This is a genomic window from Kitasatospora sp. NPDC085895 (assembly GCF_040702125.1).
Lineage (GTDB): Bacteria > Actinomycetota > Actinomycetes > Streptomycetales > Streptomycetaceae > Kitasatospora > Kitasatospora arboriphila.
This window is the reverse complement of sequence record NZ_JBFBJY010000025.1, coordinates 70,867-96,597: the sequence shown is the minus strand read 5'-3', so window position 1 is coordinate 96,597 and position 25,731 is coordinate 70,867. Positions and strand designations below refer to the sequence as shown.

Genomic DNA, 25,731 nt, shown 5'->3' with positions numbered 1-25,731 from the left:
CTGACCAGCGAGCATCACACCGCAGGACGAATCATCAGGAACCGGACAGCCCAGCCGAACCCCTCATGCCGGCGCGCGCGCGTGAACGATCGAGGCTTGACTCCCGCATCACACGTCACAATGCACGCCCTATTTCCCAAGAAACGCACGCAGTAACTGTTCCGTAGATCAAGTTCAAATATCGAGCACGCGTTTCACACATCGCCCCCGCCGGGCGTCCTCGATGCTCTAGATTGATTGTCGCTTCGCACATTTGGACGCGATGCGCACTAATGATCCATTGGTCCGGCGTCGGCGGTTTCCCGTGCACCTCGGGACTCCGGCGGGACGTACGAGTCCGCCGGCGTCCGGGTGGGATGTTCACGTAGTACTGCGGTCGCCGGTTTGCCATGCGCGAGAGGGGGTGGGGCCTATCGAGAGGTGAGAGCAGCACGGCACGGGAGGCGGGGGCCTCCCGAGGGGAGGAACAGTGCGGGAGGCGCGAGCCTCCCGGGGGGAGGAACCGTGTGGAGCGAACACGTCGAACCCACTGCCGACCTGGAAGGGGCCGTAAAGCAGGGGGAAGGAGAATTGGTCAGTCCGTTTCCACCGGCGCGGGGACGTCGGATGAACGGGAGGATCAGCCGGCCCGAAAGTGACTGGGAGCAGCGGTACCGCCGCGCTGTCATCATCAGCGATATCGTGGCCACCGCCTTCGTGGTGGCGGCGATAGGCCGCTTCTTCGGGGTTCGGGACGCGGCCAACTGGCACGAGAAATGGGGAATTCTCGCCTTCGGCACCGAGCTGTTGGTGCTGGGAGCGCTCGCCACGACCCGGTCGTGGGCTGCGGCCGTGCTCGGTCAGGGCGCCGAGGAATTCCGTCGGCTCGGACGCTCGCTGTTCACGGCGGCCGTCGTACTGGCGCTCGGCGGGATCGCCCTCACCTCGCACAACATCAAGCTCTGGATCTTCGTCGCGATCCCGGCGATCACGCTCGTCACCATGACCGAGCGGTATCTGCTGCGCCTGTGGCTGCACAAGCAGCGGAACGAGGGCCGGTGCCTGCGCCCGGTGCTCGCCGCCGGGAGCCCGGCCGCCGTGCGCGACCTGATCGCCCGGACCCGCAAGTTCCCGCACATCGGCTGGCGGGTCGAGGCGGTGTGCACACCGCACGGTCTCGGGTACGACCGTGACCGGCTGGACGGGGTGCCGGTCGTCGGCCGTCTGGAGGACGTCGCCAACCACGTCCGCCGCGACGGCTACCGCGTCGTCGCGGTCACACCGGACCCGTACTGGACACCGGACCGGCTGCAGCGCCTGGCCTGGAACCTCGAAGGCGGCGATGCCGAGATGGTCGTGGCCCCCGTGCTCATGGAGGTGGCCGGCCCGCGGCTGCACGTCGACGCGGTGCTCGGGATCCCGATGCTGCGCGTCAGCATGCCGACCTTCACCGGGGGCCGCCGGGCGGTCAAGGAGGTCGTCGACCGACTGGGTGCCGCAGTCCTGCTGGTCCTGTTCGCGCCGCTGATGGTGGTCGTCGGGCTGCTCGTGCTGATGGACAGTCGGGGCGGGGCCTTCTACCGGCAGCACAGGGTCGGCAAGGACGGCCGCCAGTTCACCCTGGTCAAGTTCCGCACCATGGTCGCCGGGGCCGACCGGGCACGTGCCGAGCTGGCCGACCGCAACGAGGGCGCCGGCCTGCTGTTCAAGCTCCGCCGGGATCCACGGGTGACCCGGGTGGGAGGAGTGCTTCGCCGGTACTCGATCGACGAGCTCCCGCAGCTCCTCAACGTGCTCACCGGCTCGATGTCGCTCGTCGGTCCGCGGCCTCCGCTGCCGGAGGAGTCCGCCGCGTACGGCCCGGACATCCGGCGGCGACTGCTCGTCAAGCCCGGGCTCACGGGCCTGTGGCAGATCAGCGGACGCAGCGACCTGCCGTGGGAGGAGGCGGTCCGGCTGGACCTGCGGTACGTGGAGGACTGGTCGCTCGCCCTGGACACGGTGATCTTGTGGAAGACGCTGCGTGCGGTGCTTCAGGGGCAGGGGGCCTACTGATGCGTGGGGGGCGTCGTTCGATCGGCGCGCGGCCGGCCGGCCCACGAGGCCTGCCCGAGGGGAGGAACGGGTCATGAGGGTCAGCGTCCTGGGGCTCGGCTACGTGGGCTGCGTGTCGGCCGCGTGCCTGGCCAGGATGGGTCACGAGGTCATCGGGGTGGACGTGAACCAGGTGAAGGTCGACCTGGTCAACGAGGGCAGGGCCCCGGTGGTCGAGGAGCGGATCGGCGAGCTGATCGCCGAGGTCGTGCGGGCCGGAGCGCTGCGCGCCACCGGCGACGTCCGCGAGGCGATCATGGGCAGTGAGGTGTCGCTGGTCTGCGTCGGCACGCCGTCGGAGCCCGACGGCAGCCTGTGCACCACCTACCTGGAGCGGGTCACCGAGCAGATCGGTGCCGCGGTGGCCGAGCGGGGCGGGCGGCAGACCGTCGTGTTCCGCAGCACCATGCTCCCCGGCACCTGCCTGAACCTGCTGGTGCCGATCCTGGAGAAGTACGTCGGCGGCACCGCCGGGGTGGACTTCGGGGTCGCGGTCAACCCGGAGTTCCTGCGCGAGGGCACGAGCGTGCGGGACTTCTTCGACCCGCCCAAGACCGTCATCGGCGAGCTCGACCCGGCGAGCGGCGACGTCGTCGCGGCGCTGTACGACGGACTGCCCGGCGAGGTGTTCCGGGTGCCGGTCCCGACGGCCGAGGCGATCAAGTACGCGGACAACGCCTTCCACGGGCTCAAGATCGGCTTCGCCAACGAGCTGGGCGCGGTGTGCCGGGCGCTCGGGGTGGACTCGCACCAGGTGATCGACGTGTTCCTGGCCGACCGCAAGCTGAACATCAGCCCCGCCTACCTGCGGCCCGGCTTCGCCTTCGGCGGCTCCTGCCTGCCCAAGGACCTGCGCGGCCTGGTCCACGCGGCGCGGCGGGCCAACGTCTCGGTGCCCATCCTCTCCCATGTGCTGCCCTCCAACTCCGAACACCTGCAGCGCGCGGTGGAGTTGGTCGAGCGCACCGGCAGGCGCCGGGTGGGCCTGTTCGGCCTGTCCTTCAAGCCCGGCACCGACGACCTCCGCGAGAGCCCCCTCGTCGAGCTGGCGGAGAGGCTCTTCGGCAGGGGCTACGACCTGCGGATCCACGACCCCAACGTGAGCGTCTCCCGGCTGCTCGGCGCGAACCGCGAGTACATCGAGACCCGGCTGCCGCACCTCGCGCAGCTGCTCGCGGAGTCCGTCGACGAGGTGCTCGACCATGCCGAGGTGTGCGTGGTCGGGACCAGCGACCCGGCCGTGCTGTCGGCGTTGCCCCACGGCGGCAGCCCGATGATCGTCGACCTCGTCCGCCTTCCCGACGCCGAGGCGCGCCGGACCGAGCCGGGGTACGCGGGCCTTGCCTGGTGACGCAACGGGCGGCGACGGGCGGGGCCGTCGCGCGCTGATCCTCGTGGAGAACCTGTCGGTGCCGTTCGACCGGCGGGTGTGGCAGGAGTGCACGACGCTCCGGGACGCGGGCTGGACGGTGGACGTCATCTGCCCGCGGGGCAGCAAGCGGGACACGGAACCGGAGGCGGTGATCGACGGGGTGCGGATCCACCGGTACCCGTTGCGCGCGGCCACCGGGGGGCCGGCCGGCTACCTGCGGGAGTACGGATCGGCGTTGTGGCACACGGCCCGGCTGGCCCGCAGGGTCGGCCCGGTCGACGTGGTCCACGCCTGCAACCCGCCCGACCTGCTGTTCCTGCCGGCCCTGTGGTTGAAGCGGCGCGGCGCCCGGTTCGTGTTCGACCAGCACGACCTGGTGCCCGAGCTGTACCTCTCCCGGTTCGACCGCGGTGAGGACCTGCTCTACCGCGGCGTGTGCGCGCTGGAACGGCTGACCTACCGGGCCGCGGACGTCGTGCTCGCCACGAACGAGAGCTACCGGGACGTCGCACTGCGCCGTGGCGGCCGGCTCCCGGACGACGTCTTCGTGGTGCGCAGCGCGCCCGACACCGGGCGGTTCCGGCCGGTACCGCCCGAGCCCGGGTTGAAGCGCGGCAAGCCCCATCTGCTGTGCTACCTCGGCGTGATGGGGCCGCAGGACGGCGTCGACTACGCCCTGCGGGCCCTCGCGAAGCTCCGCGACGGGTTCGGCCGGACCGACTGGCACGCGGTGTTCGTCGGCGGTGGGGACACCTTCGACGCGATGGTGGAGCTGTCCCGGCGGCTCGGGCTCTCGGAGCAGGTGGAGTTCACCGGGCGCGTTCCGGACGCCGACCTGGTGCGGTACCTGTCCACGGCGGACGTGTGCCTCTCCCCCGACCCGCGCAATCCGCTCAATGACGTGTCGACCATGAACAAGGTCCTGGAGTACATGGTGATGGGCCGGCCGATCGTCTCCTTCGACCTCCGCGAGGCGCGGGTCTCCGCCGGTGACGCCGCCGTGTACGCGCCCGCCAACGACGAGGCCCGGTTCGCCGAACTCGTCGCGCTGCTGCTGGACGATCCGGAGAAGCGGGCCTTGATGGGCAAGGTCGGCCAGGAGCGGATCAACGGGCCGCTCGCCTGGCGGAACTCCCAGCGTTCGCTCCTCGCCGCTTACGCCGCTGCCTGCGGTGACCTCCCGCCGGTGTCGGCGGGCGGCCCGGGCCCGGCCGGGAAGAGGCCGCGCCGTTGAGCGACGAAGCGATACGCCTGGCCGTGATCGGTCGGATCTTCCGTCGGCGCTGGCGGCTGCTCGCCGTCCTCGCCGTGGTGGGTGGGCTCGTCGGCTACGGCAGTTCCCTGCTGTTTCCGCCGCGCTACACGACGTCGGCCTCGGTCCTGCTGCCGGGGGCGTGGCAGGAGCGCGAGTTGACGACCCAGACGCAGATCGCGACCAGTTCGGTGGTGCTCGACCGCGTGGCCGCCGCGCTCCCCTGGTCCGGGGCCGGCGGCAACGGGCTTCGGGACCGGGTGAGCGCCACGGCCGCGGACGGGAACATCATCAAGATCTCGGGTACGGCCGACACCCCGGCGCGCGCACAACAGCTCTCCGACCAGGCGGCCCAGGAGTTCGTCACGTTCGCCGCGCGCTACTCGGGCGACGGCACCGACGCCGAAGCGGCGCAGCCCGAGGCACTGCGGCAGTTGGTGGAGCAGGCCGGCCGCCGCATCACCGACCTGGCCGACGCGGCCGGTTCGGGGCAGAGCGTGGAGAGCGTGCAGACCCGCACGGAGCTCGTGAAGCTGCGCACCGCGCTGCAGGACGCCGTCAAGAAGCTGGACCAGGTCGACCCGGCGGCCACCAGGACGGTCAACCTGGTCGTCCTGGGGCCGGCGGCCCGACCGACGGGGGAGGCACCGCCGACGAGGACGCAGCTCGTCGCCGGCGGGGCGGCGCTGTTCCTCGCGCTCGGGGTCGTCGGCCATCTCGCCACCGCACGGATGAGCCGCCGGCTGCGCACCGGACCGGAGATCGCCGCCGCGCTGGGCTCGGTGCTCCTCGGCACCGTCGACGTACCCGGTGAACGGTCCGCGCACCGGCCGGAAGGCCGTGGCCCGCGGGCCCTGGTCCGCCGGCTGCTGGGCACCGACGTCCGGTGGGACCTGCTGACCCGGCACGCTCCCGGCGACGAGGCCGGGCGGCGGCTCCGCTTCCGGCGGGTCTGCGACCGCCTCCGGGACCGACTGCCGGCGCCCCGGCCGCTGTTGGTCATCGTCCCGGACGGGGACGGGACGGCCGGCCGGGCTGCCGGGCGGCTCGCCGCCGAGGCGGAGGGCGGTCCTTCCCCGAGCTCTTCGAGCGGGGGATACCCCGAGCTGCGGGTGGTGGCGGTCTCGGTGTCCCGACCGCTGGTGCCGGACCGCGACGACGAGGCCGGCGCGCTGGTCGTGCTCAGCGCGGGCAGCTGGACGGCGGCGGAGCTCGCGGGCATCGCGGAGGCGTGTGCGGACGCCGGGCACGAGATCGTCGGCACCGTCGTCGCCGGCGTGGTCCGGGCCCGTCCGGAACGGTCCACCGACCGTGATCCGGACGGCGCGACGCCGGTGCTCGCAGCAACCGGCGACACGAGGAGAGCAGCGGGGTGACGACGAGTACGACATCGGAGTCGTCGGCCGCCGCGCCGCTGGTGGACCTGCAGGCGCTGGTGGTCGCAGTGCGCAGGCGGCGCCGCTTCTGGTGCGCGCTGGCGCTGCTCGGGCTGCTGGCCGGCGCTGCGCTGGCCGTCCTGCGGCCGCCGCCGCCGACCGCGCTGGTCAAGGTGCTGGTCACGCACCAGGCGGACCAGCCGAACGATCCCGGAACGCTGATCCGCACCGACGTCGCCCTGCTGCAGACCACGGGGATCGCGGGCAGGGCCCTGCAGTCCCTCGGGTCCTCGGAGAAGCCGGAGGACTTCATGAAGGACTACGGGGGCATCGGCCTGACCAACAACGTGCTGCAGATCACCGCGACGGGTCGCAGTGAGGGGGAGGCGGTGGCCCGGGCCGAGGCGCTCGCCGACGCGTTCGTCGCGGACCACGTGCGACGGGTCCGGGAAGCCTCGGACGCCCAGGCCAAGGCCCTGCTCGACCAGCGTGACCGCCTGCAGGAGGAACTCGCCCGGGTCAACCGGACGATCGGCGACGGTTCGCAGCAGAGCGGGCCGAAGGCGTCGGCGGGCCTGGAGTCGCTCTTCGCCAGCCGGGCCGAACTCACCGCGCGGATCACCGACTTCGGCCAGCGCGCGGCGGAGGCGCGGGTCGGCACGCCCGGGCTCGTCGCCGGCACGCAGATCGTGGACGCCCCGCGCCCGGTGCGGCAGTCCCTGGCCAAGACCGCCGCCACCGACGCCGCGATCGGGCTCGTCCTCGGACTCGTCCTCGGACTCGCGGTGGCCGCGGTCGCCACGGTGGTGGCGGACCGCCCCGTGCTGCGCCGGGACATCGCGGCGAACCTCGGCGCCTCGGTCATCGCGGAGCTGCACCGGGTGCCCCGCCGGCCGGCCGGACGGTGGCAGGGCCGACGGACCCGGGCGGCACGGGCGAGGCTCACCACGACCCTGGCCCGCACCGTGCGCGGTTCCGCCGAGGCGGTGTCGCTGCTGGAACTGGGCTGCGCGCGCAGCACCGGCGCGATCGCCCGGGATCTCGCCGGGGCGCTGGGGGAAGAGGGGCCGGTGGCCCTCGTCGACGAGCTGCCCGGCCCGCGGTTCGCCCGGCGCGGACCGCGGCCGGGAGAGCCGACCGCGGTCGGCGGCGGGGGTGCGACGACCGGGGCGGGCCGGGAGCGCCGGCTCGGCGTCGGCTCGGTGTCGCCCGGCACGACGTGGACCGACCTCCGGTACCTCGGCACCCGGACCGTGCTCGTGGTGCGTGCGGGGCACGGCAGCACCGCGTGGCTGCACACCGTGGCGCGGCAGCTCGCGGACCAGGACATCCCGGTGATCGGTGTGGTGCTGATCGACCCGGATCCGCGCGACCGGACCGACGGCACGCTGTGGGACGGGCCGTTCACCGCGACGGGCGGCCGGTACGAGCGGCCGACCCGGCACACCGGCACGGGCCGCCGGCGGACGGGACCGACGACGATGCGGACCGCAAGGGTCCCGGACAGTGACCAGGAGGTGCGGTAGGACATGTGTGGCATCGCGGGTACGTACCGATGGCCGGACGGGAAGGTCGTGACCGACCTGCTCACCGAGACCCTCGCGCACCGCGGTCCCGACGGGGCGGGTCGGTACGGCCACCCCGTCGGTGACGGCGAAGTGCACCTGGGGCACCGGCGACTGGCCATCGTCGACCTCTCCGGGACGGGCGCCCAGCCGATGGCCTCGGACGGCCTCGTCCTGACGTACAACGGCGAGCTGTACAACGCGCCCGAGCTGCGTGCCGAACTGGCGGCCACCGGGGTGCGCTTCCGCGGCACGTCCGACACCGAGGTGCTGCTGGAGGCCTGGCGGCGCTGGGGCACGGACTGCCTGCCCCGGCTGCGCGGCATGTTCGCGTTCGGGGTCTTCGACGAGCGGACCGGCGAGCTGGTGCTCGCCCGCGACCAGCTCGGGATCAAGCCGCTGTTCCTGGTCCGGCGCGGCGAGGGCCTGGTGTTCGCCTCCGAGCTCAAGGCACTGGCCGCCGCCACCGGCGGGTCGCTGGAGGTGGACACCGCCGCGCTGGTGGCCTCACTGCTGTACTACTGGGTGCCGGACTCACGGTGCGCGTTGCGCGGGGCGGAGAAGCTGCCGCCGGGGAGCTGGCTCCGGTGCAGGCCCGACGGCCGGGTGGACCGCGGCCGGTTCTGGCACCTGCGGGACGTCGCGGCCGAGGGCCGGGAGCGGGCTCTCGGCGGCGAGCTGCCGGACCTCGCCGCGATCGTCGAGGAGTCGACGAGGCGTCACCTGCTCTCGGACGTGCCCGTGGCGACCTTCCTCTCCGGCGGCCTGGACTCCAGCTACCTGACCGCGCTCGCGGCCCGCGAGCGGCCCGGGATCTCCGCCTACACGATCGGGTTCCGCGCCGAGGACGCCAGGTTCGAGGCGATGCCGGACGACCTCCGCTACGCCCGGCAGGTGGCCGAGCGGTTCGGCGTCGACCTGCACGAGATCGAGATCGCTCCGGACGTGCTCGACCTGCTGCCGCGGATGACGTACCACCTGGACGAGCCGATCGGCGACCCCGCCGCGATCAACACCTTCCTGATCTGCTCGGCCGCCCGGGAGGCCGGGGTCAAGGTGATGCTCTCGGGGATGGGCGCCGACGAACTGTTCGCCGGCTACCGCAAGCACCTCGCCAACCGGCTCGCGCTGCGCTACCAGCGCGTCCCGCGGCCCCTGCGACGCGGCCTGTCCGCGGTCGTGGACCGGCTGCCGGTCGCCACGGCGCACCGGGGGTTCCGGTCGGTGCGGTTCGCGAAGAGGTTCCTCTCCTTCGCCGAGCTGCCGGAGGAGACCGCGTTCCGGCGCAGCTACACCATGTACGACCGGGACGAACTGCTCGCCCTGGTCGACCCGGACCTGGCCGGGACCGTCGAGGACGTGCTGACCGAGCACGCGGACACCTACCAGGACAACGAGCTCGACGACTTCGTCAACCGGATGTGCCTGGGTGACGCCCGGATGTTCCTGCCGGGCCTGAACCTCGCGTACACGGACCGCTCCAGCATGGCCGCGTCCACCGAGGTGCGGGTGCCGTACGTGGACGTCGAGGTCGTCAGGGCGGCGTTCGCCGTGCCGGGCGACCGCAAGATCGTCGGACGGCAGGGGAAGGCCGTCCTCAAGGAGGCGGCCGCCTCGGTCCTGCCCCGGGAGATCGTGTACCGGCCCAAGGGCCTGTTCAGCGCCCCCCTGCGGGCGTGGATGAGCCGGGACCTGGCGCCGCTGGTGCGCGAGGTGGTGAACGACGGCGTGCTCGTCGGCTCCGGGCTCCTGCGCCGCGACGCGCTCGCGCGCATGGTCGCCGAGGACGCCGCCGGGCAGCAGGACTACTCCAAGCACCTGTGGCACGTGCTGACCCTGGAGTACTGGTACCGCGGCGCGACCTCCGGCTCCGGCCACAGCACCCGGTTGACGGCGTAGCGCTCACTTGACGGCAGAGAAACGAGGGGACTTCCGGTGAAGCAGGTCGTGCAGAACTACAAGAGCGGCGAGCTGGCGGTGCTCGACGTGCCGGTGCCGGGGTGCAAGCCCGGCGGTGTGCTGGTCCGCAGCGTCTTCTCGCTGATATCCACCGGAACCGAGCTCATGAAGGTGTCCGAGGCCGGCATGTCGATGCTGGGCAAGGCCCGTTCCCGTCCGGACCAGGTGGCCAAGGTCATGCAGAGCGTGGCCACCAACGGGCTGCCCGCCACCTACCGCAAGGTGATGGGCAAGCTGGACTCCTACACGCCGCTGGGCTACTCCCTGTGCGGGGTGGTCGAACGGGTCGGTGCCGGGATCGACGACGTGAAGGTCGGCGACCTGGTGGCCTGCGCCGGCAACGAGCACGCGCTGCACGCCGAGCTGAACTGGGTGCCGAGGAACCTCTACACGCCGGTTCCGGACGGCCTGGCGCCGCGGCACGCGGCCTTCGGCACCGTCGGCTCGATCGCCCTGCAGGGCGTGCGGCAGGGCGAACCGCAGCTCGGCGAGGTGGCGCTGGTCGTCGGCCTCGGGCTGATCGGCCAGCTGGTGGTGCAACTCCTCGCCGCCGCGGGGGTCCGCGTCGTCGGGGCCGACCCCGACCCGGTGCGCTGCGAGCTCGCCGAGCGCCTGGGGGCCGCGGCCGCCGGCGATCCCGGGTCCGCGGTCGTGGAGGCCGCCGTCGCCGAGCTCACCGGCAGTCACGGTGTGGACCAGGTGTACCTGGCCGCCGGCGGCGGCAGCAACCAGCCCGTCGAGCTGGCCGCCCGGTTGAGCCGGGACCGGGGCCGGGTCGTCGACATCGGCAAGTGCCGCCTCGACCTGCCGTGGAACGCGTACTACGAGAAGGAGCTCGACGTCCGGTTCTCCCGCTCGTACGGCCCCGGGCGCTACGACCCGGAGTACGAGCTGGAGGGGCGGGACTACCCGATCGGCTACGTGCGCTGGACGGAGCGCCGCAACCTGGCGTGCTTCCTCGACCTCGTGGCCCGCGGCCGCGTCGACGTGGAACCGCTGATCTCCCGCGTCGCCGACTTCGACGACGCCGTCGAGACGTACCGGCGCCTGGAGGACGGCGAGTTGAAGGCCGTGGCGGTGCTGTTCCGCTACCCCGACGCCCCGGGCGACGGGACGGCGCAGGCCCCGGCGGTGGCGGTGCCCGCGGTGCGGCGCGGCGGACCTGCGCCCGCCCCGGTCCGGGCCTCCGGAACGCCGGTGCGGCTGGCGTTCGTCGGCGCGGGGAACTACGCGACGTCGATGCTGCTGCCGCACCTGGAACAGCGCGACGGCGTCGTGCTGTCCACGGTCGTCACCACGACGGCGCTGTCCGCGGCCAACGCGCAGCGGAAGTTCGGCTTCGCCCACGCGACCACCGATCTCGACGCCGTGCTCGGGGACCCTTCCGTCGACGCGGTGTTCGTGGTCACCCGGCACAGCTCGCACGCCGAGCTGACCCGCAGGGCGCTGCTCGCCGGCAAGACGGTGTTCGTGGAGAAGCCGCTGGCCCTCACCGAGGACGAGCTGGCCGGCGTGCTCGCGGCGGTGGAGGAGTCCGGCAACGACCGGTTGCAGGTGGGCTTCAACCGCCGGTTCGCACCGCTGCTGCGCGAGGCCAGGAGCCGGTTCGGCGCCCGGACCGGTCCGGCGAGCCTGCGCTACCTGGTCAACGCGGGCCGGCTGCAGCACGGCAGCTGGTACCTCCGGCAGGACTCCGAGGGCTCGCGGTTCGTCGGCGAGGGCGGGCACTTCGTCGACACGGCGAGCTGGCTGCTGGACGCGGACCCGGTCTCGGTGTACGCGGTCGCCCCGGCCGGCAACGAGGACCTCCAGGTCGTGCTGCGCTACCCGGACGGCTCCACCGCCACCCTCAGCTACGTGACCACCGGCGCGTCCGGCTTCCCCAAGGAGACGCTGGACCTCGTCGCGGACGGCAAGGTGCTGAAGCTCGACGACTTCGTCCGCGCCTCGGTGCATTTCGAGAGCACGGCCGGCCGCAGGCGGTGGGTCAGCTCGCGGCTGCCGAAGGCCCGGGACAAGGGCCAGGCCGCCGAGCTGGCCGCGTTCGTCAAGGCCGTGCGGACCGGCGGGCCGATGCCGGTGCCGCTGGAGTCGCTGGTCGCCACCACGGCGGCCACCCTCGCCGTGCAGACCGGCCTGGTCGGCGGCGCGCCGGTGACCCTGGCGAGGCCGCGATGACCATGAGCGCGGGCTGGTACCTGCGGCGGCTGTCCCGGATGGGACCGCAGGAGGTCGGCGGCCGGGTGGGCGACGCGGTGCGCAGGCGGCGGTGGCGGTCGGCGCCGCCGGACTGCCCGCCCGTGACGGGCGCCCGGTTCACCGCCGTGCTGCCCGTCGGGGCCATCGCCGCGGTGCCACCGGACGCCGCGAAGCGCCTCGTCGCCGAGGCGGACCGGTTGATGGACGGGTACGCGGAGTACTTCGGGGAGGGCCGGGACGACATGGCCGCCCCCGACTGGTGGCGCGACCCGAGGACCGGGCGGCGGGCGCCGTCCTGCTACGCCTTCGACGTGCCGTACCGGAGCGAGGAGGCGGTCGGGGACATCAAGCAGATCTGGGAACCGTCCCGGCACCAGTACCTGACCGTGCTCGCCGCCGCCTACGCGGTCACCGGGAACGAGCGGTACGCCGAACGCGTGGCCGATCACCTGCGGTCGTGGTGGGCGGCCAACCCGCCGCTGCGCGGCGTGCACTGGATCAGCGGCATCGAGCTGGGCATCCGGTTGCTGTCCTGGGTGTGGGTGCGCCGGCTGCTCGACGGCTGGCCGGGCGCGGCCGGGCTGTTCGAGGACAACCCGGTGGCGCTGCAGCAGATCTGGCACCACCAGCGCTGGTTGGCCGCCTTCCCCAGCCGGGGGTCGTCGGCGAACAACCACGTCGTCGCCGAGACCGCCGGGCAGTTCGCCGCGGCCTGCGCGTTCGGGTGGTTCCCCTCCTCGACGCGTTGGCGGTCCGCCGCGCTGCGGTCGCTGGAGCGGCACCTGCGCGCCAACACCTTCCCCTCCGGCCTCAACCGCGAGCTGGCCACCGAGTACCACGGGCTCGTTCTGGAGCTCGGCCTGGCCGCGGTGGCCGAGGCGGACGCCGCGGCCGTGCCGGTCCCCGGGTCCGTCCGGCTCGTCCTGCTGCGGATGACCGACGCGCTCGCGGCCGTCGTGGACAACCGGTTGCGGCCCCCGCGCCAGGGTGACGCGGACGACGGGCACGGTCTGGTCCTGGACGGCGCGGGCACCGACCGCTGGGGCTCGCTGCTGGCCACCGGGGACGCCGTGTTCGGCCGGCTCGCCTGGTGGCCGTCGGTGACCGGCACCGATGTGCGCAGCACGCTGCTGGCCGCGCTCGTCCGGCCGTACGCGCGGAACGCCGGCGCCGACGCCGACGCCGACGCCGACGAATGCAGCGTGGCCCGCCCGGCCGACCGGCCGGCCCACTTCGCCGACGCGGGCATGACCGTCCTGCGCGGTCCCGGGGAGATCTGGTGCCGCTGCGACGGCGGTCCGCACGGGTTCCTGTCCATCGCCGCGCACGCCCACGCGGACGCGCTGTCCGTCGAGGTCCGGCACGACGGGGTCGACGTGCTCGCCGACCCGGGGACGTTCTGCTACCACGGGCAGCCCGAGTGGCGGCGGTACTTCCGGTCGACCCTGGGCCACAACACCCTGCAGGTGGACGGCGGTGACCAGTCCGTCTCCGGCGGCCCGTTCCTGTGGACCCGGCACGCCCGCAGCCGCGTCCTGGTCGCGGAGACCTCCGACGAGGGCGTGGCCCGCTGGAGTGCCGAGCACGACGGCTACCGGCCCGTGGTGCACCGCCGCCGGGTGGAGCTGACCGCCGCGACCCGGGAGCTGCGGATCGTCGACGAGGTGCGCGGACCGCGCCGGGCCGTGCGCCTGGTGTTCCACCTCGGCCCGGCGGTCACCGCGGACCTGACGGGGCACCGGGCGGTGCTGACCTGGACCCGGGACGGCGAGGACCGCTCCGCGGTGCTCGACCTGCCCGGGGAGCTGTCCTGGTCGGCTCACCGCGGCGAGACCGACCCGCCGCTGGGCTGGTACTCCGCCGGCTTCGGCCGCAAGGAACCGGCGACCACGCTGGTCGGCACCGGCTTCGCCGACGGCACGCGGGGGTTCACCACCGTACTCGGGTTCCGCGGCTAGGGGGGCGGGTGGGGATCACGAGGTGGCGCCGGGGGGCGTCGGCGGCGCCGGTGCTGATGCTGACGCTGGCCCTGCTGGTGGCGACCGGCTGCACGAGCACGCCGGACGCCCCGGCGAAGGCGACCGCCACGGCGTCCGGGCCCGTGGCCGTGGCCGTGGCCCGGGTGTGCGCCGAGCCCGCGGCCGGGCCGACGAGCGCGCCGGCGGGTGCGGTGACGGTCGACCCCGCGGTGGTCGGTGATCTGGCCGCGAAGACCAGGAGCAACCCCCCGCACACCACGTTCTGGCTGCTCCCGGGCACGCACACGCTCGAACCGGACCGCTACGCCCAGGTCGTGACCAAGGAGGGGGACACCTATCTCGGCGCGCCGGGCGCGGTGCTCGACGGCCGGAGGACCAACAACTACGCGTTCAGCGGTACCGCCCCAGGCGTGACCGTCCGCTACCTGACCGTGCAGGGTTTCGTCGCCCCGCACGACGAGGGCGTGGTCAACCACGACATGGCCGACGGGTGGGTGATCGAGCACGCGACGATCCAGCACAACTCCGGCGCCGGGCTGATGGCCGGTGCCCACCAGCAGGTCCGCGCCAGCTGCCTGCGCGACAACGGACAGTACGGAATGAACGCGTACAAGTCCGGCGGCCCCATCAAGGGCCTGCTGGTCGAGGGCAACGAGGTCGTGGGCAACAACACCGACGACTGGGAGCGGCGGCAGCCGGGCTGCGGCTGCACCGGAGGCATCAAGTTCTGGGCCGTCGACGGCGCCGACGTCCGCGGCAACTGGGTGCACGACAACCGCGGAGCCGGCTTGTGGGCGGACACCAACAACAACGACTTCCGCATCGAGGACAACGTGCTGGAGGCCAACGACGGTGCCGCGCTGGTGTACGAGGCCAGCTACAACGCGGTCGTCCGGAACAACACGATCCGGCACAACAACTGGGTCGAGGGCCGCAGGTCCGCCGACCGCGGCGACACCTTCCCCTATCCGACCGTCTACCTGTCCGAGTCCGGCGGCGAACCACGGATCCCGGCCCGCACCGACAAGATCGAGATCGATCGGAACGTGCTGGAGGACAACTGGTCCGGGATCACCCTGTGGGAGAACGCCGACCGGTTCTGCAACAGCCCGGCCAACACCTCGTCCGGTGACTGCACGCTGCTGGTGAAGAACACCGGCCGCTGTGCCCAGCCGGCGATCGCCACCGCACCGCTCTACGACGACTGCCGGTGGAAGACCCAGCGGGTGGACGTCCACGACAACCGCTTCACGCTGAACCCCTCCGTCGTCGGCTGCACGACGAAGTGCGGCCGGATGGCGGTGCTGGCGAACTACGGCACCTACCCGGACTGGTCGCCGTACAAGGGCGAACCGGTGGCCGAGGCCATCACCGGCAAGCAGCAGAACCGCTGGCACGACAACACCTATGTCGGACCGTGGAGCTTCGTCGCCCACGACCCCAGCCGGACGCTCGACTTCGGGCAGTGGCAGGGCGCGCCGTACCGGCAGGACGCGGGCAGCACCCTCCGGCCGCGGACCGGTGGTTGAGATGGGACGGGACCGTACGCGCGACGGGACGCCGCACGGACCGGGCACCGCGGGCACACGGCCCGGCGCCGCACCGCGCCCCGCCGGCCCACCGAAGACCCTCGAGCTGATCTGGGGGCTGCTGATCCTCAACACGCTCGGCTCCGCCGGGGCGCGGACCATCGTCCCGCTCCCCCGCTCCCTCATCCAGATGGCCACCATGGGCGCACTGGCCACCGCGTTCGCGCTGGCGCTCGTCCTCAACCTCCGGTTGCGCATCCGGGCAGGCGCCTTCCTGTTCCTGCTCACCCTGCTGCTGGTGCTGAGCGTGATCTCCAGCGCGAACCTGGAGTCCGGGTTCGGCGCGCTGTTCCGCTGCTTCCGGCTGACGCTCTTCGTCAGCACGCTGTGGCTGCTCAGCCGCTGGTGGGACGGCAGCCCGACGTTCGTCCGGTTCCACATCCGGATGTACTTCGCGGTACTCCTGTCGGTGGCCGCCGGACTGGTCGCCTCACCGGGCGCGGCCATGCCCGACCTCTACGGCGGACGGCTGGTCGGCGCGCTGTGGCCGCTCACCCCGCCGCAGATCGGACAGTACGCCGCGGTGATCATCGGGCTCACCGTGCTGCTCCTGCTGGACCGCCGGACCAGCGGGGCGAGCGCGGCGACGATCATCGTGCCCTCGCTCGTCCTGCTCGCGCTGACCCACACCCGGACGGCCACCCTCGGCCTGATCATCGGCCTGGCGCTGGCGATCGGCTCGCTCGTCATGACCAGCGCCGCCGCCCGCCGGTTCTTCGGCTGGGCGGTGCTGCTGGCCACCGTGGTCGGGGTGGGCCTGAGCTCGCTGCTCCAGGCCTGGTTCCTGCGCGGTCAGAGCCAGGAGAACTTCTCCAACCTGACCGGCCGGGCCAAGGTCTGGGACGCCCTGCTGGCGGCACCCCGGACGACCGCGGAGCAGGTGTTCGGGATGGGGCTGGGCGACAAGTCCTTCGGCGGGCTGCCGATCGACAACAGCTGGCTGGCCGTCTACAACGAACAGGGCCTGGCCGGGGTCGCCGTGGTGGCGGCGGTCTTCGTCGTGCTGGGTGGCGCGGCGCTGCTGCGGCCGCCGTCGCCGGAGCGGGCCGCCGCGATCTTCCTGATCAGCTACTGCGCGATCGCCTCGTACACCGAGGCCGGGCTGGGCGACGCCTCGCCCTACCTGCTGCACCTGACCGTGGCCGTCTCGCTGCTGGCGGCGCCGGCCGTGCCCGCCGCCCTGTTGACGCCTGCCGTCCCCCGGCAGCGCACCGCGCCCCGGGCCCGACGAACGGAGCTCACCTGACATGCACGTCCTCGTGGTGCACAACCGCTACGCCTCGGCGCAGCCGAGCGGGGAGAACAAGGTCGTCGACCAGGAGGTGGAGCTGCTGCGCGAGGCCGGTCACCGGGTCGAAGTGTTCGAACGACGCAGCGACGACATCGCCACCCGGTCCCTGCCGGGCAAGGTGGCGGTGCCGCTGCTGGTGCCGTGGAACCCGGCGGTCCGCGCGGAGCTCGCCGCCAGACTCCGCGCCGACCGGCCGGACGTGGTGCACGTCCACAACGTCTTCCCGCTCCTGTCGCCCGCGGTGCTGGCCGCCTGCGCCGACACCGGCGTGCCCGCCGTCGCCACGCTGCACAACTACACCCAGATCTGCCCGCCGGGCACGCTACAGCGGAACGGCCGGCCGTGCACCGAGTGCGTCGGGGCCACGCCGCTGCCTGCCGTCCGACACGGCTGCTACCGGAACTCCCGGCTGGCGACGGTGCCGCTCGCGGTCAGCCTGGCGGTCAACCGGCGGCGCTGGTGGTCCGGCGTGGAGCGGTTCCTCTGCATCTCCGCGGCGCAGCGCGACGTCCTGTCGCGGGCCGGCCTGCCGGCCGAACGGCTGGCGGTGAAGCACAACTTCGTGCCCGACCCGGGCGCCTGCCGAAGGGGCGACGGCGAGCACCTGCTCTACCTCGGCCGACTCGCGGAGGCCAAGGGCGTGCGGCTGCTGATGGCCGCGTGGGACGAGATCGCCGCGGGCGGCGGGGTGGGCGTACCGCTCGTGGTCGCCGGCGCGGGTCCGCTGGAGCGGGAGGTGACCGCCTGGGCGGCGGGCCGGGACGACGTGCTGTACGTCGGCCTGTACGACCGGGACGGGTGCCGGCAGGCCGTCGCCCGGTCGGTCGCCGTGGTGGCCCCCTCGACGTGGCTGGAGGCGTTCGGCCTGGTGGTCGTGGAGGCGATGGCGGCCGGGGTCCCGGCCGTCGCCGCCGGTCACGGCGCCTTCGTCGAGCTCGTGCAGGACGGGGTGACCGGGCTGCTGCACCGGCCGGGCGACGCGGCCTCGCTCGCGTCCTGCCTTCGCCGGATCACGGCCGATCCGGCCGGCAACCGGGAGATGGGCCGCACGGCCCGGCACCGTTACGACCGGGCCTTCAGTCCGGCCGTCGGGCTGGAGCGCCTGGTGGAGGAGTACCGCACCGCCGTCGCGGGGCGGTCCGGCGGCGCGGACGGCGCGCCGCCGGTGGGGAACGGAAACGCTGGCTCGCGGCGGGGCACCCCGCGCGGGCGGGAATGGGGGCAGTAGATGACACGATGCCGACTCTGCGGCTCGACGGCGCTGGCGAGCGTCGTCGACCTGGGGGCGACCCCGCCGTGCGAGAGCTTCCTCGCCGCGGACGAACTGGACCGGCCGGAACCGACGTACCCACTGCACCTGCGGGTCTGCACCGACTGCTGGCTCGCGCAGATCCCTCCGCTGATCACGCCGGAGGAGACCTTCACGCAGTACGCGTACTTCTCCTCGTACTCGACCTCCTGGGTGGAGCACGCGCGCACCTTCGTCGCCGGGGCCGTCCCGCGGCTGGGTCTCGGCCCCGACTCCTTCGTGGTCGAGGTCGCGAGCAACGACGGGTACCTGCTCCGGCACGTGGTGGACCGGGGCATCCGCTGCCTCGGCATCGAACCGTCGGTGAACGTCGGCGCCGCGGCGCGGGAAGCGGGCGTTCCCACGCTCACGGAGTTCCTGGACCCGGCCACCGGCGCGGCCGTCCGCGCCGAGCACGGCCCGGCGGACCTGGTCGTCGCCAACAACGTGTACGCGCACATCCCCGACGTGGTCGGATTCACCCGGGGGCTGCGCGCCCTGGTCTCCGACGACGGCTGGGTCTCCATCGAGGTGCAGCACCTGCTGACCCTGATCGAGGAGAACCAGTACGACACGATCTACCACGAGCACTTCCAGTACTACACGGTCGCGTCCGCGGCCCGGGCGCTGGAGAGCGGCGGACTCGCGCTCGTGGACGTCGAACTGCTGCCCACGCACGGCGGCTCCGTCCGGCTGTGGGCCCGGCCGGCCGGGGTGGCCGGCGAGCCGACCCGGCGGGTGGCCGACGTGCTGGACCGGGAGAAGGCCGCCGGGCTGCAGGAGCTGTCCGGGTACACCGAGTTCTCCGCCCGGGTGGCGAAGGTGCGCCGGGACCTCCTGCGCTTCCTCGTCGAGGCGGCCGAGCGCGGCGAGACGGTCGTCGGCTACGGCGCCCCGGGCAAGGGCAACACCCTGCTCAACCACTGCGGCATCCGGCCCGACCTGCTCCCGTACACGGTCGACCGGAACCCCTACAAGCACGGCAGGTTCACCCCGGGCACCCGCATCCCGGTCCTGCCGCCCGAGCAGATCGCCGCCGACCGGCCGGACTACGTCCTCGTCCTCCCGTGGAACCTGCGGGACGAGCTGGTCGAACAGCTGTCCTTCGTGCACGCCTGGGGCGGCCGGCTGGTCTTCCCCGTTCCGGAACTCAGCATTGTCGAGGTCAAGCCGTGAAGGTCGTCCTGTTCTGCGGCGGTTACGGACTGCGGATGCGCAGCGGAACCTCCGACGACGTGCCCAAGCCGATGGCGATGGTCGGACCGCGGCCGCTGATCTGGCACGTGATGCGCTACTACGCGTACTTCGGGCACACCGAGTTCATCCTGTGCCTCGGCTACGGGGCCCACCACATCAAGGACTTCTTCCTCAACTACGAGGAGACGACCTCCAACGACTTCGTGCTGCGGGGCGGGCGGACCGAGCTGCTGTCCACCGACATCGCCTCCTGGACGATCACGTTCGCGCAGACCGGCATCGCGTCGCCGATCGGGGAGCGGCTGCGCCGGGTGCGCCACCACCTGGACGGCGACGAGATGTTCCTCGCCAACTACGCCGACGTGCTCACCGACGCCCCGCTGCCGGCGATGATCGACGCGTTCGCCCGGCGCGACGCCGGTGCGTCGATGATGGTGGTGCCGCCGCAGTCCTCGTTCCACTGCGTGGACCTGGGCGAGGACGGCCTGGTGGGGGGCATCACCGCGGTGAGCGAACTGCCGCTGTGGGAGAACGGCGGCTACTTCGTGCTCCGCCAGGAGGTCTTCGACCACATCCCCGAGGACGGCGACCTGGTCGCCGACGGATGCGCCGGACTGGCCAAGCACGGCCGGCTGGTGGCCCACCGGCACCGCGGCTTCTGGAAGCCGACCGACACCGTGAAGGAACGGGCCGCGCTCGACGACGCCTACGCCCGGGGCGACCGCCCGTGGGCCGTCTGGGAACGGGACGGCGCGGGCGCGACCGGCAGCGACGACGACCTCGTGGCGAGGACCGGGTGATCCGGCTCGGCGCCGGGCGCCCGAGCAGGATCGTCGCGGTGGGGGCGCACTGCGACGACATCGCCATCGGCGCCGGCGGCACGCTGCTGACCATGTGCCTCGCGCGCCCGGGCCTCAGGGTCGACGCGCTGGTGCTCTCCGGCGGCGGCGGGGAGCGGGAGCTGGAGGAGCGGGACGCGCTCGACGCCTTCTGTCCGGACGCCGACCTGCGCCTGACGGTGCTCAAGCTGCCGGACGGCCGGCTGCCCGCGCGCTGGGACGAGGCCAAGGCCTCGGTCGAGGAGCTGCGCAGGCGGACCGAGCCGGACCTGGTCCTCGCACCGCGCACCGAGGACGCGCACCAGGACCACCGCGGACTGGCGCAGCTGGTGACCACCGCGTTCCGCGACCACCTCGTGCTCGGCTACGAGATCGTCAAGTGGGACGGCGACCTCGGCCGTCCGACGGCGTACCAGCCGCTGTCCCCGGCGATCGCCGAGGCGAAGGTGCGGCTGTTGCAGGAGCAGTACCCCTCGCAACGGCACCGGCCCTGGTACGACCGGGAGGCCTTCCTCGGGCTGGCCCGGATCCGCGGCATCGAATGCCACGCGCGCTACGCCGAGGCGTTCGCCGTCACCAAACTCGTTCTCGATCTGGAGGGATGAACCTTGCGCGTACTGCTGACCGGTCACCAGGGCTACCTCGGCACCGTGATGGCCCCGGTCCTCGGCTCCGCCGGGCACGAGGTCGTGGGGCTGGACTCCGGCCTGTTCGCGGACTGCGTCCTCGGCCCGGCGCCCGCGGACCCGCCGGGGTACCGGGTGGACCTGCGCGACGTCACGGCCGAGCACGTGGCCGGGGTGGACGCCGTGATCCACCTGGCCGCGCTGTCCAACGACCCGCTGGGCTCGCTGGCGCCGGACCTCACCTACGACATCAACCACCACGCCTCCGTCCGACTGGCCCGGCTGGCCCGCGACGCCGGAGTGCGGCGCTTCCTGTACGCGTCGACCTGTTCGGTCTACGGTGCCGCCGGCGGCGACGGCCTGGTGACCGAGGACGCCCCGCTGCGCCCGGTGACGCCGTACGCGGAGTCCAAGGTGCGGGTGGAGGACGACCTGCACGCGCTGGCCGACGGCGACTTCAGCCCGGTGTACCTGCGCAACGCCACCGCCTTCGGCTACTCGCCCCGGCTGCGTGCCGACATCGTGCTGAACAACCTGGTGGGCCACGCGCTCCTGTCCGGCGAGGTGCTGGTGCTCTCCGACGGCACCCCCTGGCGGCCGCTGGTGCACGCCGCCGACATCGCACGGGCCTTCGCGGCCGCGCTGGACGCGCCGCGGGAGGCGGTGCACGACAGGGCGTTCAACATCGGCAGCGAGACCAACAACGTCACCGTCGGCGAGATCGCCGGACAGGTCGCCGAGGCGGTGTCCGGTGCGAAGGTGGTGATCACCGGGGAGAACGGCGCCGACCCGCGGTCCTACCGGGTGGACTTCTCCCGGTTCCGCGCCGCACTGCCCGGCTTCGACTGCGAGTGGACGGTGAAGCGGGGCGCTCTCGAACTCGCCGACGCCTACCGGCAGTTCGGGCTGACCCGGGACGGCTTCGAACGACGCTTCACCCGGCTGGCCGTGCTGCGGGCGGCGTCCGACGCCGGCGACGTCGACGACACCCTGCGGTGGCGCCGATGACCACGGTGGGCGACCGGATGCACGCACTGGTGGAGCGACTGTACCCGATCTGCCGGAGCATCACCGGCGACGGCGTGCGCGCCACCCTGGACATCGTCGGCGAGTACGTCCCGCTGCAGGTGCACGAGGTGCCGACCGGGACGCGGGTGCTCGACTGGACGGTGCCGCAGGAGTGGAACATCCGGGACGCGTACATCGCCGACACCGCCGGCCGCCGGGTCGTCGACTTCGCCGCGTCCAGCCTGCACGTGCTCGGCTACAGCGTCCCGGTGGCGGCGACCATGCCGTTGTCCGAGCTGCGCGGGCACCTGCACACCCTGCCCGACCACCCGTCCTGGGTGCCGTACCGCACCAGCTACTACACGCCGCAATGGGGGTTCTGCCTGGCCCAGGAGACCTTGGACGCGCTGCCGGACGGCGAGTACGAGGTGCGCATCGACTCCACGCTCGCGGACGGCCACCTCACCTACGCCGAGCACGTCGTCCCCGGGCAGGTCACCGACGAGGTGATCGTCTCCTGCCACGTCTGCCACCCGTCGCTGGCCAACGACAACCTGGCGGGCGTCGCGGTGGCGACGTTCCTGGCGCGGGAGCTGGCGGAGCGGACGCCGTACTACACCTACCGGTTCGTCTTCGCGCCCGGCACCATCGGGGCGATCACCTGGCTGGCCCGTAACGCGGAGCGGGTGGAACGCGTCAAGCACGGGCTGGTGCTGGCCTGCGCCGGCGACCGGGGCCGGCTGACGTACAAGCAGAGCAGGCGCGGCGACGCGGAGATCGACCGGGTGCTGCGGCACGTCCTGCGCGCGTCCGAACGGCCTCACCACGTCACCGGGTTCACGCCGTACGGCTACGACGAGCGGCAGTACTGCTCGCCCGGGTTCGACCTCGGCGTCGGCTCGCTCAGCCGGACCCCGTACGCCGGGTACCCCGAGTACCACACCTCGGCGGACAACCCGGACTTCGTCTCGCCGGAGGCGATGGCGGACACCCTCGCGGTCTGCCGCGAGGCGTTCGCCGTCCTCGACCGCAACCGGCGGTACATCAACCTCAGCCCGTACGGCGAACCGCAGCTGGGCCGGCGCGGGTTGTACGACTCGCTCGGCGGCCGCAGCGACGCCGAGCAGGCACAGCTGGCCATGCTCTGGGTGCTCAGCCTCTCCGACGGCGAGCACGGCCTGCTGGACGTCGCCGAGCGGTCCGGGCTGCCGTTCGACACCGTCGCCGCCGCGGCGGACGCCCTGTGCGGCGCCGGGCTGGTCAGCGAGCCGAAGGGCGCGCCGGTGCCGAAAGCGACGAGCGAGGAAGCGAGCGCAGCGAGCGCGGGAGCGTGGGGGCACCTCCCGGCCGCCGGGCCGGGGGAGAGCGTCGGCACCGGGCCAAGAGCGCCCGGAGGCGACCGAGGAAGCAAGGCATGACGCCGATGACCACCGAGGCGGCGAAGACGACGGCACCGGCCGGGTCCGCCAAGCGGGCCCTCCTCGGCCGGCTGTCCTGGGGACTGGCCGACCAGGCGGCCTCCAGCATGTCCAACTTCGTGGTGGGCATCTACGTGGCCCGCTCCCTGGGGGTGACCGCGTTCGGCGTGTTCAGCCTCGCCTGGGTGACGTACGGCGTGGTGCTCAACGTCTCCCGCGGGCTGACCACCGATCCGCTCGTGGTGCGCTTCAGCGGTGTGCCGGAGGCGTCCTGGCGCGGGGCGGTGGCCCGGTCCACGGGCACCGCCCTCGGCGTCGGCGCGGTTCTCGGCGCGGTGTGCCTGCTGGTCGGGCCCGGTCTCGGCGGCCGGGTGGGGCCCGCGTTCGCCTGCCTCGGCGTCGTGCTGCCCGGGCTGCTGCTGCAGGATGCCTGGCGGTTCTCGTTCTTCGCCGCCGGCGCCGGGCGGAAGGCGTTCGTCAACGACCTCGTCTGGGGCGTCGCGCTCGTACCGGCCATGGTCGTGGCGGCCCACGTGGGCAGCGTGGCCGCGTTCGTGCTCGCGTGGGGCGCGTCCGGCGCGGTGGCCGCCGCGTACGGCTGCCTCCAGTCCGGCATCCGGCCGAGGACGACCGGGGCCCGCGGGTGGCTCCGCGAGCAGCGCGATCTCGGCTACCGCTACCTGGTGGAGAACGTCAGCCTCAGCGGCGCGAGCCAGCTGCGGGCGTACGGGCTCGGCGCGATCGCCGGGGTCGGCGCGGTCGGTGCGGTGCGGGGCGCCGAGCTGCTGCTCGGCCCGTTCCTCGCCGTCCTGATGGGGCTGTCGCTGGTCACCGTCCCGGAGGCGGCACGGGTGCTGCGGCAGGCCCCGCAGCGGCTGGGCGCGTTCTGCCTCCTGCTGGGCGGCGGGCAGGCCACCGCCGCGCTGCTCTGGGGCGGGGCGCTGCTGCCGGTGCCGGACCGGCTCGGCGAGCTGGTGCTCGGTGACGTCTGGCAGTCCGCCTCGCAGCTCATCGTGCCGCTCACCCTCGGTGTCGCGGGCGCCGGCCTCGGCACCGGCGCGGCGGCCGGGCTGCGCGCGCTCGGCGCGGCCCGGCGCAGCCTGCGCTGCCAGCTGTTCGCCTCCGCCTGCTACGTCGGCGGCGGGCTCGGCGGGGCGGTCGTGGCCGGCGCGGCCGGCTCGGCCTGGGGCGTCGCCGCCGCCACCGTCGGCAGCTCGGCCGTGTGGTGGCTGCAGCTGCGGTCCGCCCTGCGCGAGCACGGCCGGAACCCGATCCCCGAAGTGAGGACCTCTTGACATCCTCCCGGCCCCGAAGGGCCGGGATTCCCCTCAGCCTCGCGGCTGAGATACCTCGCGTGTGCGAGGTACTGGGACAACTTCCTGCTTCACCGACGACTGCCCGCCCGGAGTGCTCCGTTGAGGTCTGACACCGTCTCCACAGGCTGCAACCGCCAGTCCGGCGGCCAGAATGTTCTTTGCCGCGTTCACGTCCCGGTCATGGGTCGTTCCGCAGCCACACGTCCACTCCCGGACGTTGAGCGGCATCTTGCCCTGCAAGGTGCCGCAGGCCGAGCACAGCTTGGAGGAGGGGAACCACCGGTCCACGGTGATCACCTCGCGTCCGTACCAGTCGGCCTTGTACTCCAACATGCTGCGCATCTCGGTCCAGGACGCATCCGAGATGGCTCGGGCCAGTGTCCGGTTCTTGAGCATGTTCCGGACGGTCAGGTCCTCGATCACGACCACTTGGTTTTCGCGGACGAGTCGAGTGGTGAGCTTGTGCTGGAAGTCCCTTCGCCTGTCGGCGATCCAGGCATGGACCCGGCTGACCTTGAGCCGGGCCTTCGCCCGGTTCGCACCATCGCCCTTGGCCTTGCGGGACAGTTCCCGCTGGGCCTTAGCCAGGCGCTCCCGGTCACGGCGCTCGTGCTTCGGGTTGGTGATCTTCTCTCCGGTGGAGAGCGCCACCAGCGCCGTGGTACCGGCGTCGATGCCCACCGCGCGGTTGACCGGCTCGGGCATGGTGGGTCGGTCGTCGCACAGCATGGAGACGAACCACCGCCCCGCACTGTCCGGCGACACCGTCACCGTGGACGGCGACACACCCTCGGGCAACGGACGCGACCAGACGACGGCCAGCGGCTCGGCCATCTTCGCCAGGGTCAGCCGGCCGTCGCGGTAGCGGAACCCGCTGGTGGTGTACTCGGCGGACTTACGGGACTTCTTTCGGGACTTGAACGTCGGGTACTTCGCCCGCTTCGCCCAAAAGTTCCCGAACGCCCCTTGCAGATGCCGGAGCGTCCGCTGCAACGGCACGGAGGAAACCTCGGAGAGGTAGGCCAGCTCCTCGGTCTTCTTCCACGCGGTCAGCATCGCAGAGGTGGCGTTGTAGTTGATCCGCGCCTGGCGGAGCGTCCACGCCTCCGTGCGGGCCGCGAGCGCCAGGTTGTAGACCTTCCGGACACAGCCGAACGTGCGCGACAGCTCAGCCGCTTGCGCATCGGTCGGGTGGAAGCGGTACTTGAATGCCCGCTTCACATGAGCCGTGGCCATGCTCACGAACTAGCGCGACTACAGGTTAAAGATCAAATCTGCGGGTCCGAGCATTGTGGTCCGCCTTGACGGCGAATCGCAGCCCCCTGCCCTGCTCCGCAGGAGATCCAATTCCTCCCGGGCCTAAAGGCCCGGGTTTCCTTGGAGG

Annotated in this window: 17 protein-coding genes and 1 pseudogene; 17 read left to right on the top strand and 1 reads right to left on the bottom strand. The window is 72.8% G+C overall.

Annotated elements, in window-relative coordinates; all coding sequences use genetic code 11:
* Window positions 1-606: 606 nt before the first annotated feature.
* From AB0442_RS18290 to AB0442_RS18210, 17 genes and pseudogenes are all read left to right on the top strand, one after another.
* Complete coding sequence (locus AB0442_RS18290; RefSeq protein WP_366163962.1) at window positions 607-2,034, top strand: sugar transferase; 1,428 nt, start codon at window positions 607-609, stop codon at window positions 2,032-2,034.
* Window positions 2,035-2,107: 73 nt separating this feature from the next.
* Window positions 2,108-3,424, top strand: coding sequence for a nucleotide sugar dehydrogenase (locus AB0442_RS18285; RefSeq protein WP_363547829.1), 1,317 nt, complete (start codon window positions 2,108-2,110; stop codon window positions 3,422-3,424).
* Complete coding sequence (locus AB0442_RS18280; protein ID WP_366163960.1) at window positions 3,414-4,679, top strand: glycosyltransferase family 4 protein; 1,266 nt, start codon at window positions 3,414-3,416, stop codon at window positions 4,677-4,679. Before AB0442_RS18285 ends, AB0442_RS18280 begins: the two co-directional genes overlap by 11 nt.
* Entirely contained in the window at window positions 4,676-6,073 is a 1,398-nt protein-coding gene (locus tag AB0442_RS18275; protein WP_366163959.1) for a polysaccharide biosynthesis protein, read from the top strand. Before AB0442_RS18280 ends, AB0442_RS18275 begins: the two co-directional genes overlap by 4 nt.
* Window positions 6,070-7,599 (top strand): Wzz/FepE/Etk N-terminal domain-containing protein, encoded by a 1,530-nt coding sequence (locus AB0442_RS18270; RefSeq protein ID WP_366163957.1) that lies wholly within the window; start codon window positions 6,070-6,072, stop codon window positions 7,597-7,599. The genes AB0442_RS18275 and AB0442_RS18270 overlap by 4 nt, the downstream gene beginning before the upstream one ends.
* A 3-nt stretch (window positions 7,600-7,602) precedes the next feature.
* Window positions 7,603-9,537 (top strand): asparagine synthase (glutamine-hydrolyzing), encoded by a 1,935-nt coding sequence (gene asnB, locus AB0442_RS18265; protein WP_366163956.1) that lies wholly within the window; start codon window positions 7,603-7,605, stop codon window positions 9,535-9,537.
* A 36-nt stretch (window positions 9,538-9,573) separates the two neighbouring features.
* Window positions 9,574-11,775, top strand: a complete 2,202-nt coding sequence (locus tag AB0442_RS18260; protein ID WP_366163954.1) for a bi-domain-containing oxidoreductase — start codon at window positions 9,574-9,576, stop codon at window positions 11,773-11,775.
* A complete protein-coding gene (locus AB0442_RS18255; protein WP_366163952.1) occupies window positions 11,772-13,754 on the top strand; it encodes an alginate lyase family protein in 1,983 nt (660 codons plus the stop codon). The genes AB0442_RS18260 and AB0442_RS18255 overlap by 4 nt, the downstream gene beginning before the upstream one ends.
* A gap of 56 nt (window positions 13,755-13,810) precedes the next feature.
* Complete coding sequence (locus AB0442_RS18250; RefSeq protein WP_366163968.1) at window positions 13,811-15,304, top strand: right-handed parallel beta-helix repeat-containing protein; 1,494 nt, start codon at window positions 13,811-13,813, stop codon at window positions 15,302-15,304.
* 1 nt (window position 15,305) lies between these two features.
* Window positions 15,306-16,610: an O-antigen ligase domain-containing protein gene (locus AB0442_RS18245; protein ID WP_366163951.1), complete on the top strand. Its 1,305-nt coding sequence runs from the start codon at window positions 15,306-15,308 to the stop codon at window positions 16,608-16,610.
* Window position 16,611: 1 nt separating this feature from the next.
* Window positions 16,612-17,883, top strand: coding sequence for a glycosyltransferase (locus tag AB0442_RS18240; RefSeq protein WP_366163950.1), 1,272 nt, complete (start codon window positions 16,612-16,614; stop codon window positions 17,881-17,883).
* Window positions 17,884-19,119: a class I SAM-dependent methyltransferase gene (locus AB0442_RS18235; RefSeq protein ID WP_366163949.1), complete on the top strand. Its 1,236-nt coding sequence runs from the start codon at window positions 17,884-17,886 to the stop codon at window positions 19,117-19,119. It begins immediately after the preceding gene.
* Window positions 19,116-19,940, top strand: coding sequence for a glucose-1-phosphate cytidylyltransferase (locus AB0442_RS18230; RefSeq protein ID WP_366163948.1), 825 nt, complete (start codon window positions 19,116-19,118; stop codon window positions 19,938-19,940). The genes AB0442_RS18235 and AB0442_RS18230 overlap by 4 nt, the downstream gene beginning before the upstream one ends.
* Window positions 19,937-20,584 carry a PIG-L family deacetylase gene (locus AB0442_RS18225; protein WP_366163946.1) on the top strand — a complete coding sequence of 216 codons (648 nt, stop codon included), beginning with the start codon at window positions 19,937-19,939 and terminating at the stop codon, window positions 20,582-20,584. The genes AB0442_RS18230 and AB0442_RS18225 overlap by 4 nt, the downstream gene beginning before the upstream one ends.
* Window positions 20,585-20,587: 3 nt before the next feature.
* Window positions 20,588-21,613, top strand: a complete 1,026-nt coding sequence (locus AB0442_RS18220; RefSeq protein ID WP_366163944.1) for an SDR family oxidoreductase — start codon at window positions 20,588-20,590, stop codon at window positions 21,611-21,613.
* Window positions 21,601-22,875, top strand: a pseudogene (locus AB0442_RS18215) (DUF4910 domain-containing protein); the annotation flags it as partial. The gene AB0442_RS18220 and the pseudogene AB0442_RS18215, both read left to right, overlap by 13 nt.
* Before the next feature lie 152 nt (window positions 22,876-23,027).
* On the top strand, window positions 23,028-24,326 hold the full coding sequence (locus AB0442_RS18210; RefSeq protein WP_366163942.1) for a hypothetical protein: 1,299 nt from the start codon (window positions 23,028-23,030) through the stop codon (window positions 24,324-24,326).
* 33 nt (window positions 24,327-24,359) lie between these two features.
* Here AB0442_RS18210 and AB0442_RS18205 read toward each other — a convergent pair whose 3' ends face one another.
* Window positions 24,360-25,583, bottom strand: a complete 1,224-nt coding sequence (locus tag AB0442_RS18205) for an RNA-guided endonuclease TnpB family protein (RefSeq protein WP_366163941.1) — start codon at window positions 25,581-25,583, stop codon at window positions 24,360-24,362.
* Between the last annotated feature and the right edge of the window lie 148 nt (window positions 25,584-25,731).

Bases quoted from the DNA above. Each gene is read 5' to 3' on its own strand.
- AB0442_RS18285 (WP_363547829.1), top strand. From the start codon at position 2,108: ATGAGGGTCAGCGTCCTGGGGCTCGGCTACGTGGGCTGCGTGTCGGCC.
- asnB (WP_366163956.1), top strand. From the start codon at position 7,603: ATGTGTGGCATCGCGGGTACGTACCGATGGCCGGACGGGAAGGTCGTG.
- AB0442_RS18235 (WP_366163949.1), top strand. From the start codon at position 17,884: ATGACACGATGCCGACTCTGCGGCTCGACGGCGCTGGCGAGCGTCGTC.
- AB0442_RS18240 (WP_366163950.1), top strand. From the start codon at position 16,612: ATGCACGTCCTCGTGGTGCACAACCGCTACGCCTCGGCGCAGCCGAGC.
- AB0442_RS18250 (WP_366163968.1), top strand. From the start codon at position 13,811: ATGCTGACGCTGGCCCTGCTGGTGGCGACCGGCTGCACGAGCACGCCG.
- AB0442_RS18255 (WP_366163952.1), top strand. From the start codon at position 11,772: ATGACCATGAGCGCGGGCTGGTACCTGCGGCGGCTGTCCCGGATGGGA.
- AB0442_RS18210 (WP_366163942.1), top strand. From the start codon at position 23,028: ATGACGCCGATGACCACCGAGGCGGCGAAGACGACGGCACCGGCCGGG.
- AB0442_RS18245 (WP_366163951.1), top strand. From the start codon at position 15,306: ATGGGACGGGACCGTACGCGCGACGGGACGCCGCACGGACCGGGCACC.
- AB0442_RS18290 (WP_366163962.1), top strand. From the start codon at position 607: ATGAACGGGAGGATCAGCCGGCCCGAAAGTGACTGGGAGCAGCGGTAC.
- AB0442_RS18205 (WP_366163941.1), bottom strand. From the start codon at position 25,583: ATGGCCACGGCTCATGTGAAGCGGGCATTCAAGTACCGCTTCCACCCG.